This is a genomic window from Nesterenkonia alba DSM 19423, from assembly GCF_000421745.1.
Lineage (GTDB): Bacteria > Actinomycetota > Actinomycetes > Actinomycetales > Micrococcaceae > Nesterenkonia > Nesterenkonia alba.
In genome coordinates, this window is record NZ_ATXP01000015.1 from 49245 (window position 1) to 58103 (window position 8859).

Sequence of the window (8859 nt, forward strand, 5' to 3'; positions counted from 1 at the left end):
GATAGACTTAGATCACATACCGACGCCTCCTTCAGACTTAAAGGGTGATCTGACATGGCTGATGTTCGCGGACGACGCGCACGTTTTCAGGACATCGACGAGGACAAGCTCAAAGTCACCGAGAACAAGGACTACGCCGCAGGGATCCCGGCGGTGTGGACCTCCATGAAACGCAGCTTCTTCCACAGTGGGCTGCGGATCAACCGGTCGATCAGCAACATGTACCGGATCAACCAGGACAAGGGTGTCGACTGTCCCGGCTGTGCTTGGCCGGAGTCCACCACTGGGGACCGTAAGCGGATCGAGTTCTGCGAGAACGGTGTGAAGGCGCTTGCCGAAGAGCACACGATGCGGGTGTGCACCCCAGAGTGGTGGGCTGAGCACCCCATCTCCGAGCTGGAGAAGAAGACCGAATACTGGTTGGGCCAGTCTGGTCGGATCACCCACCCGATGATTATCCGGGAGGGCGAGGATCACTACAAGCCCATCGCCTGGCAGGAAGCCTTCGACATCATCGCCGAGCACGTCAACGCCACGGATCCAGACCGTTGCGTGTTCTACACCTCGGGACGGACCCCGAATGAGACGGCGTTTATGTACCAGCTGATGGCGCGTTCATTGGGCACGAACAACCTGCCCGACTGCTCCAATATGTGCCACGAATCCTCCGGTACCGCACTGAACCCGACCATCGGCATCGGTAAGGGGACGGTCTCCCTGGAGGATATTCACGAATCCGAGCTGATTTTCGTCGTCGGGCAGAATCCTGGAACTAACCACCCACGGATGCTCGCCGCCCTGACGAAGGCGCGGCAGAACGGTGGCAAGGTCGTTTCCGTCAACCCGCTGCCGGAGGCCGGGCTGATGAAGTTCAAGGACCCGCAGGAGCCCCAGGCCATCCTCAAAGGTGAGCGGATCTCGGACGAATACCTGCAGATCAAGGTCGGCGGTGACCAGGCGCTGTTCCAGGCTCTGGGCCACCTGCTGCTGAAGAAAGAAGAAGAGAAACCCGGCAGCGTTCTGGACCAGGAGTTCATCGAGTCCTCCACTAAGGGCTTCGAAGAGTACAAGGCTCATGTGGCGAACATCGATTGGGATGAGATCGAACTGGCCACCGGGCTCAAGCGTGCCGAGATCGAGAAGATCGGTGACCTGCTGGCTAAGTCCAAGGCGACCATCTTCTGTTGGGCTCTGGGCATCACCCAGCAGCCCCACTCGGTGGACACCATCAAAGAAATCGTCAACCTGCTGCTGCTGCAGGGTAACTTTGGCAAACCGGGTGCTGGTGCCTGCCCGGTCCGCGGGCACTCCAATGTCCAGGGGGACCGGACTTTCGGTATCTGGGAGAAGCCCACGGAAGATTTTCTGCAGCGGCTCGACGCCGAATTCAACATCGTCTCCCCCCGTCACGAGGGCTACAACTCCACTCACGCGATGTACGCCATGGCCGAAGGTAAAGTGGATGTCTACGTCTCGTTGGGCGGGAACCTCGCCATGGCGAACTCGGACACCGAGCTGATGGAGGAAGGCCTGCGCAAGACGGGGCTGACGGTGCACATCTCCACCAAGCCCAACCGTTCCCACGTGGCCCACGGCAAGACGAGCATCATCCTGCCGACCCTGGGCCGCACCGACCGGGATGACAAACACCCCGGTGGACGGCAGTTCCTCTCCGTGGAGAACTCGATGTCTGTGGTTCACTCCACTCAGGGTCGTCTGGAACCAGTCTCTGACCACCTGCTGGCTGAGCCGGTCATCATCGCCCGCATGGCCGAGGCGATCTTCGGCCCCGATCACGTGGTCGATTGGAAGGCCATGGCCGATGACTATGACGTCATCCGCGATCACTGCTCCCGGGTGATTCTCGGCACGGAGGATTACAACAAGCGGATCCGGCAGAAGTACGGTTTTGTGCTGCCGAACCCGCCTCGGGACCACCGCGAATTCGCCACCGAGGACGGCCGGGCTGCGTTCACCGTCCGGGAGATGGAGTACTTCGTGCCGCCAGAGGGTCACTTGATCCTGCAGACAATGCGGTCTCACGACCAATACAACACCACCTTCTACGGGCTGGACGACCGCTACCGCGGGATTCACGGCGGGCGCCGGGTGATTCTCATTCACCCCGAGGACCTGAAGAAGACCGGGTTCAAGGACCGCGATCTGGTTGATGTCATCTCTGTGTTCAAGGGGGAGGAGCGCCGCGCGAACCGGTTCCGGCTGGTGGAGTACCCCACGGCCCGTGGCTGCGCGGCGGCCTACTACCCGGAGGCCAATGCCCTGGTCCACCGGGACCTCGTCGCCCGCGAATCCGATACCCCCGGGTTCAAGGCGATGATGGTCCGGTTCGTGCCTTCCACTGAGGAGGTCCGCGCCGATGAGGAGACCGGCCTGGAGGTCGACGTCGCCGCCTGAGCTGCTCTCAGCGGTTTCGTTCTGGTCCCCAGTAGCGTAGGCTGGACCCTGAACGTCATTGTTGTACGGAACCCCGTGGGGTTCTGATCAGTGGCCCGCAAGATCTCTGCGTTCGCCTGGCCAGGTGGACGCGGGAGACGCACCGTGATCATCGGTGCGCCGTAAGTAACACAGTAAGGAACAACATGGCCACTGGTACCGTCAAATGGTTCAACGCTGAGAAGGGCTACGGCTTCATCGCCCCGTCCGACGGCTCAGACGACGTGTTCGTGCACTTCAGCGCGATCAACTCATCCGGCTTCCGCTCCCTCGAGGAGAACCAGCAGGTGGAGTTCGAGACTGCTCGCGGCCCCAAGGGTCTGCAGGCGGAGAACGTCTCCCCGCTGTGATCAGCCTCGTGGGTTCGATGATGTGAAGAACCCCGCTGGATTCTCTCCGTGAGAGTTCAGAGTACAGCGCAAGGTCCCGTCCGGTTTATCCGGGCGGGACCTTCGTCGTTTCCACCCTCCAGATGCAGGTGCCCGGCGGCGGGTCAGATCGCGGCGGCATCCAATGCGGTCCGCAGACGCTCCGCGGTCTGGCTGCTCGCGGCTTGCCCGTGGGCTTCCTCCGCGGCAGCTAGGGCGACGACCTCCCCAATGACCAGCACCGCGGGGGAACGCAGTTTCTGCGTGGCGGCGGTGCCCAGCAGTTCACCCAGCGGGGCCAGCAGGACCCGCTGGTCCTCAGTGAACCCCTTCTCCACGGCGGCAGCGGGAGTCTCGGCGGGCAGACCATGCCGTTGTAGACCGGCCACCGTGTGCCCGAGGGTGCTGACTCCCATGAGGATGACCACTGTGCCACCGATGCCGGCCAGGCCGGCGAGTTCCTCTTCGCTGAGCGGGTCGTGTCCGGAAATCACAGTGAAGGCCTTAGAGACGTTCCGGGCGGTGACCGGGATCCCGGCGGCAGCCGGCACGGCCACCGCTGAGGTGATACCCGGCACCACGGTGACAGGCACCCCGGCTTCCCGGCAGGCAGCGACTTCCTCGCAGCCCCGGCCGAAGACGAACGGGTCTCCGCCCTTGAGCCGCACAACGGTCTTACCTTCCTGTGCGGCGGAGATCATCATCGCGTGGATGTTCTCCTGGGTGACCCGGTGGTGTCCGGGGCGCTTGCCGACGTCGAACAGCTGCGCCCGCGGCGCCCACTCCTTGAGCCGATCGGTGGGGGCCAGACGGTCGTAGAAGACCACATCGGCCTGGCCCAGGCTCTCCATGGCGCGCACGGTCATCAGGTCCGCAGCCCCGGGCCCTCCACCCACCAGGATGACCTGGCCTGTCGCAGAGTGTTCAGAATTCTCCATTGATCCAGGGTACGGTGCCAACGCCCGGTGAGTTGTGGTGAGTTCATCCGACGTAACGCGAGGATACAGCCTGGTAACACCGGCGCATTAAGGTGGACACATGACCACCACACCGGCATTGGTGATGATCTCCCACGGCACCTGCTCCGCCCAGGGGCAACAGGTGGTGCGGCGGTTAGCCGACGACGCCGCCACGGCCGCCGCTACGCGCGACCTCACCGAGGAAACCCAGCTGGGTCATGTGGATGTCCAGCAGCCCGATGTCGCCGCCACGTTAGGTGCGCTCACGCCGGGGCGCCCCGCCGTGGCGGTGCCGCTGCTGCTGTCAGCCGGTTTCCACGTCAACGTGGATCTGAAAAAGGCCGTGTCTGAGCACCACAGTCCGGTGGTGATCGCCCCCGCGTTGGGTCCGGATGACCGGCTGGTGGAGCTGCTGGTTGCCCGCTTGGAGCAGGCCGGGGCGGACCCGCAGACCGATGGGATCATCCTGGCTGGGGCGGGGTCTTCCGATGCGAATGCGGTCGCCGACGTCCGGGAGATGACCGCACGGTTGGCCAAGCGCCTGAACACACAGGTGCAGGATGCTTACCTGGCTTTCGCCGAACCCTCCGTGGCAGATGCGGTGACTGCGGTGCAGAGCACCGGACGCCGCGCCGTCGTCGCGAACTATTTGCTCGCCCCCGGGTACTTCGACACGAAACTGCGCCGTCAGGGGGCCGACGTCGTCACCGCACCCTTGCTGCCCCCGCCGGGAGCAGAGGGGGCAGCCGCCTCTCCTCAGCAACTGGTAGATATTGTCTGTGACCGGTTCCGCACCGCCGCTGAGCAGCTCTGAGTGGCCACTGCACTGACCCGCGGGCAGCTGGCCTTGGCGTGCGGGATCACCTGTGCGGCGGGGTTCGTTGACGGTATCGGGTTCATCCATCTGGGTGGGTACTTTGTGTCTTTCATGAGCGGGAATTCGACCCGGGCTGGGGCTGATCTCGCCGAAGGGGATCTGCTCGGCTGGGGTAAAGCGCTGGGGCTCGTGGCGGCGTTCGTCTTCGGGGTGATTTTGGCAGCCCTGGCCACGTCGAAAACCCGGGCGCCGGGGGATCACAGCCGCCTGACTCCCCAGCTGCGGGCGGTGTGGCTCTCCGTGGGGATCCTGACTTTGGCGGCGCTCTGCGGCACCGTGGAGGCGTTGGACCTGGCGGTGGCTCCGCTCATTGCCGCCTCTATGGGTGCGGTGAATTCGACCTTCACCCGGGGTGGGGAGGTCAGTGTGGGGTTGACGTATATGACCGGTGCTTTGGTGAAGGCCGGTCAGCTCTTCGCCGCTCGGCTGCGTGGGGTGCCAGAGACCGGTTGGTTGCGTTACGCCGCATTGTGGACGGCGATCGCTCTGGGTTCGGCCGCTGGAGCCCTGGCGTATTTGGGTGTGGGGTTGCCGGCATTGTGGGGCGGGGTCATTCTGCTGGGTGGCTGCGGGCTGGTGGTCTGGATGCGTCGGCGCGGTCAGCCTATGATGGGGTGACAGCACTGACGGGGAAGGGGTGTGGGCTGTGAAGCTCGAACAGGGGATTGACACCCTGGAGATCAAGCCGCGCCTGGTCCGCGTCGGCGGGTTTTCCCGAGTCTTCCGGTTCGCAGTGTTTCTGGTCTTCATCGCACTGTTTTGGACCCAGCTGATGCAGATGCGTGACACCCTGGTCATCTTCGGCGGGATCCTGGTGGCCATGGCGGTCTTCGGCCTGATGAAGGTCACCACCACCCGAGCCACGTTGCGGCGGTACGGGGATTGTGAAGCGACGACGACGCAACTGCTCACCCGTCGTAAGCATCAGGACACGTTTACGGCCTCAGATGTCACTGGGGTGTGTTTGGGTGATGAAACCCGCATCACCACCCGCAATGGGCGGGGTGGGAGCACGCGCCGGCGTATCGGCACTGTCTACCTCAGGTTGCGCGACGGCCGGGAGGTGGTGCTTGGGCGTAAAACCCGCACCGGTATTGGTGGCAATGTCCCGTTGCGGGATGAGGCAGAGCAGGTGGCCCAGTTCCTGGGGCGCCGGTTGGAGGTCATCTCCGATCGGGGGCAGGACCACACGCACCAGGGTTATGGTCATCGGGGTGATGGCGGACCCGGCCACGGGGGACAGCACCCGGCACCGGGCTGGGAGGGCTACCCGCAGGACCACCCGAGTTCGGGTCCGGGGCGGTTCGGTGCCACCCGCCCGATTATCGGGGATACGACGTTCGGAGAGGCACCTAGGCGAGGCGAATGAAAGTACACCCGGCAGATGAACCCGGCACCCTCATTGTTCGGCGCGCTGAGTGGGGTGTGATTCCTTTCGGGATCGTCTTTATGGCGATCAGCGGTGTGGTCGGTTTTGGTCTGACCTTGGCGTTTTGGGAGGAGACGCCGTGGATTGTGGTTGTGCCGGTGGCGTTCCTGCTGATCGGGGCGGGGGTGTGCATGACGGCCAATAGCACTCGGGTGACCCTGCGCCGCTACGGGCCTAGTACTCGGGTGCGGCGCACATGGTGTTTTATGCGGCGCCGGGAGGAGACCTTCGATGTTTCCGGTGCGCAGTTCGTCGGGTTGCATACGGATCTGCGGGTCTTCCGCGGCAGTGTTGGTGGGGGACGACGACGCCGGCGGGGCAGCTCCAGTGAGCGCATCTCCACGGTGTATCTGCATTTTCCCGATGGCCGTGAGGTGGAGTTGATCCAGGCTCGTGCTGGGGGATGGCGGGGGGTCCAGCCGTATGTACGTGCTGCCGAGCAGATCGCCGGTTTCCTCAACCTGCCGCTGGAGCGCACCGGTTTCGGCGCCCCAGGTGAGGGAATGAATATTGGCGGCGTGGCCGGGCCCATGGGCCCGCACTCCTTCCCTCGCTGACACACTCCCAGGGGCTGAAATCCGCGCCGCGATCGAAGCCTGGCTCGACCTCGCCAGGTCCTGACTCCCGGTCAGGGTTTTAAGGCTGTTTATGCCGTTTCTCGAATGATGACGTGCGGTGAAGGCACTGGTGCGTCTTCTGGTTCAGTCCCTAGGATTTTCCGGGCAGTTTGTCTTCCAAAGGCCTCTGTGGGTATGTCTACAGTGGTCAAAGGGAGAGGAAGCCACGCGCCGAAATCCGAGTTGCCGAAGCCCAAGACCGCAAGTTCCTGGGGGACCCTCACAGAAAGTGTCTCTAACGCGCTGAGGGTGCGAACAGCAACGGAATCGTGTACCGCAGCAAGCGCAGTGATACGAGGGTGGTGTTCGCGCAGTTCTCGTATAGCCGCCACATTTCTGGACTTATCGATGTGGTTCCGGATCTCGGCGGTTTCTTCGTCGGGTAGTCCGCCGTCCCCGGGTGTCTCTGGCACTTCTCCTTGGAGGAATTTAATGGTGCCGCTGGCAAGGTCTTGCAGGTTGTTGGCAGTCTAGAACGGGTCCATTGGTCAGGTTCCTAACCGTTTCGGCATAGATAAGGTCCCACCGTAGTGAGGGACTTTGTCTGTCATCTGTTTTTAAATGAAGATGGCTATGGGTATGACCTTGATGCAGTAGCCCCTGATGCGAGAGTCCAGAGTCAGGTCAAATGGAACTTCGTCGCTCATATCCGCTCCAGTTCCTTCTATGCTGCTTTCGGATCGATCCTCGTCACCAAAAGCGGGCACTTTCTTGGAGGCGCTCTCCCTTACGAATCCATTCAGCTGGCTAGCGGCTTCATCTACCACTTTCGGGTTCAACCGATCAAGGATCTTGTTGCGTTCAAGAATAGGGAGATCCTCTGCGCGCTCAGAGGTTACCTTGCCTAGTACTGTAAAAGTTCCGTCTAGGATCCTGTCGGCGTCCTGAACAACGAAATGTTCCGAGTCGCAAATCGTTATCGCGGTAACCTGGTCCCCTGGGGAGCCGACGGATCCGTAGTACTCCCTAGTGGCGTCGCTACGAAAATCTGCTCGAACGGCCTTAGTGGCTGCGCGAGCTATCGCACCCCAAGTTTCTTTCTCGCCCTCTAGCTCGAGCTTGAAGCGACTTTCCTTCTGCGCGTTACCTCCCGTGTATTCAGCGATTTTCTTCTGATGAATAGTGCGCCTGGTGATCGTCTCAGCAAGTTCGGGGGTAACTATGTCCAGCAGGGATGAAATCTGGCTTGGTTTAAATTTGGCAGTGAACTCGACAAAATCTCCTATTCCTAGTTCAGCAGCCTGTGCCGCGCCGTCCATGCGTTTCAGCTGATTATGTTCTTCTAGGGCGCGGCGCGCCAAAAGCAAGTAAGCGGCCTGGGTGTACTCCCAGTTCCACGTTTGCCCCTGTTGAGATCCATGTTTTTGTTGCTCAGCAAATGCCCCGCCCGCGCTTCCCTTTCCGCGTGCATTGAAGATCCCTGCGAAGCCTCCTCTTGCTTCCGCTTCGACGTCAGCATGCGCCTCAGAAGCCCTTTCCCCTCCCGATTCGGTTGTTGCATCCGCAGTACCGCGGGTGTAGAGGGGCGGCCAAGAATCTGTTGCAGAATGCCAGCCACGTAATCTGGGTTCTGGTAGATCGATACGGTTGCATTCTTCGCGGGTGCCGTGTCTGTGGAATCTGTAGCCAAGGAAAGTCCTTCTGGTTGCTTAATCAGATATCTGGAATGTTTGTGCTAACGGTCACTTTCTAATACTGCCTGATGGGATGCTCTCAGCCAAGCACTTCTCCAACGTAGATTCGATTCACCAACAGGTCACACGAGACTGAATAGGCTTCTCTGGTCACTCCCAGTTACCTCCCTCAACTCGGCTACCGTCGCCCAGGGACAAACTGTCCCGCGTCAAGTAGTTGGCAGGATTTCCTTGGTTTTGAATGTCGGGGGGGGGGGGTCGGCCAGGCCCAGGTGCACCTCCTTGGGCCGGTTCCATGAGATGGCCTCGTGGGGCCGGAGCTCGTTGTACTCGATCCGGTAGTCCTCGGCCCGCTCGGCGAGCACGATCGCGTCGTCGATCTCGTCCAGGTAGAGCCGTTCGTACTTCAGCGTGCCGAAGCCGCGTTCACGGGACCCGTTCTGCCCCGGGGTCTTCACTCGGGTGCGCACGTGGTGTAGCTCGGGGTGGGCGGCGATGAAGGACTCGAAGCGGAAGGACCG

At 61.9% G+C, this 8859-nt stretch carries 10 protein-coding genes; 6 read left to right on the top strand and 4 right to left on the bottom strand.

All coding sequences use genetic code 11. The annotated features are described in order from the left end of the window. The first annotated feature begins 54 nt into the window (after positions 1–54). Both H578_RS14790 and H578_RS0110415 read left to right on the top strand, forming a co-directional pair. The gene (locus H578_RS14790) at positions 55–2415 is read left to right on the top strand and encodes an FdhF/YdeP family oxidoreductase (protein WP_022873621.1); all 2361 of its coding nucleotides are present in this window, start codon (positions 55–57) and stop codon (positions 2413–2415) included. 185 nt (positions 2416–2600) lie between these two features. Continuing rightward, on the top strand, positions 2601–2804 hold the full coding sequence (locus tag H578_RS0110415; RefSeq protein ID WP_022873622.1) for a cold-shock protein: 204 nt from the start codon (positions 2601–2603) through the stop codon (positions 2802–2804). Positions 2805–2947: 143 nt separating this feature from the next. Here the strand turns inward: H578_RS0110415 and cobA are convergent, their stop codons facing one another. Continuing rightward, positions 2948–3760: a uroporphyrinogen-III C-methyltransferase gene (cobA, locus tag H578_RS14795; RefSeq protein WP_022873623.1), complete on the bottom strand. Its 813-nt coding sequence runs from the start codon at positions 3758–3760 to the stop codon at positions 2948–2950. A 100-nt stretch (positions 3761–3860) separates the two neighbouring features. Here cobA and H578_RS0110425 point away from each other — a divergent pair, with 100 nt between their 5' ends. The 4 genes from H578_RS0110425 to H578_RS0110440 are packed head-to-tail and all read left to right on the top strand — an operon-like array spanning position 3861 to position 6644. After that, on the top strand, positions 3861–4595 hold the full coding sequence (locus H578_RS0110425; RefSeq protein ID WP_022873624.1) for a sirohydrochlorin chelatase: 735 nt from the start codon (positions 3861–3863) through the stop codon (positions 4593–4595). Next, positions 4596–5276, top strand: a complete 681-nt coding sequence (locus H578_RS0110430) for a YoaK family protein (RefSeq protein WP_022873625.1) — start codon at positions 4596–4598, stop codon at positions 5274–5276. It abuts the gene before it with no gap. Between the two features lie 28 nt (positions 5277–5304). Next, complete coding sequence (locus H578_RS0110435; protein WP_156837302.1) at positions 5305–6027, top strand: MFS transporter; 723 nt, start codon at positions 5305–5307, stop codon at positions 6025–6027. Continuing rightward, positions 6024–6644: a hypothetical protein gene (locus H578_RS0110440; protein ID WP_022873627.1), complete on the top strand. Its 621-nt coding sequence runs from the start codon at positions 6024–6026 to the stop codon at positions 6642–6644. Before H578_RS0110435 ends, H578_RS0110440 begins: the two co-directional genes overlap by 4 nt. An 89-nt stretch (positions 6645–6733) precedes the next feature. Here H578_RS0110440 and H578_RS16765 read toward each other — a convergent pair whose 3' ends face one another. The 3 genes from H578_RS16765 to H578_RS15260 all read right to left on the bottom strand — a co-directional run. Then, positions 6734–7117, bottom strand: a complete 384-nt coding sequence (locus H578_RS16765; protein WP_169558521.1) for a substrate-binding domain-containing protein — start codon at positions 7115–7117, stop codon at positions 6734–6736. A 144-nt stretch (positions 7118–7261) separates the two neighbouring features. Next, a complete protein-coding gene (locus tag H578_RS0110445; RefSeq protein WP_425411261.1) occupies positions 7262–8287 on the bottom strand; it encodes a DUF6414 family protein in 1026 nt (341 codons plus the stop codon). A gap of 260 nt (positions 8288–8547) precedes the next feature. Further along, a partial coding sequence (locus H578_RS15260; protein ID WP_156837303.1) for an integrase core domain-containing protein occupies positions 8548–8859 on the bottom strand: 312 nt, incomplete at its 5' end.

Excerpts from the sequence above, each read along its gene's own strand:
- H578_RS14790 (WP_022873621.1), top strand. The coding sequence starts at position 55 with ATGGCTGATGTTCGCGGACGACGCGCACGTTTTCAGGACATCGACGAG.
- H578_RS0110415 (WP_022873622.1), top strand. The coding sequence starts at position 2,601 with ATGGCCACTGGTACCGTCAAATGGTTCAACGCTGAGAAGGGCTACGGC.
- cobA (WP_022873623.1), bottom strand. The coding sequence starts at position 3,760 with ATGGAGAATTCTGAACACTCTGCGACAGGCCAGGTCATCCTGGTGGGT.
- H578_RS0110425 (WP_022873624.1), top strand. The coding sequence starts at position 3,861 with ATGACCACCACACCGGCATTGGTGATGATCTCCCACGGCACCTGCTCC.
- H578_RS0110440 (WP_022873627.1), top strand. The coding sequence starts at position 6,024 with ATGAAAGTACACCCGGCAGATGAACCCGGCACCCTCATTGTTCGGCGC.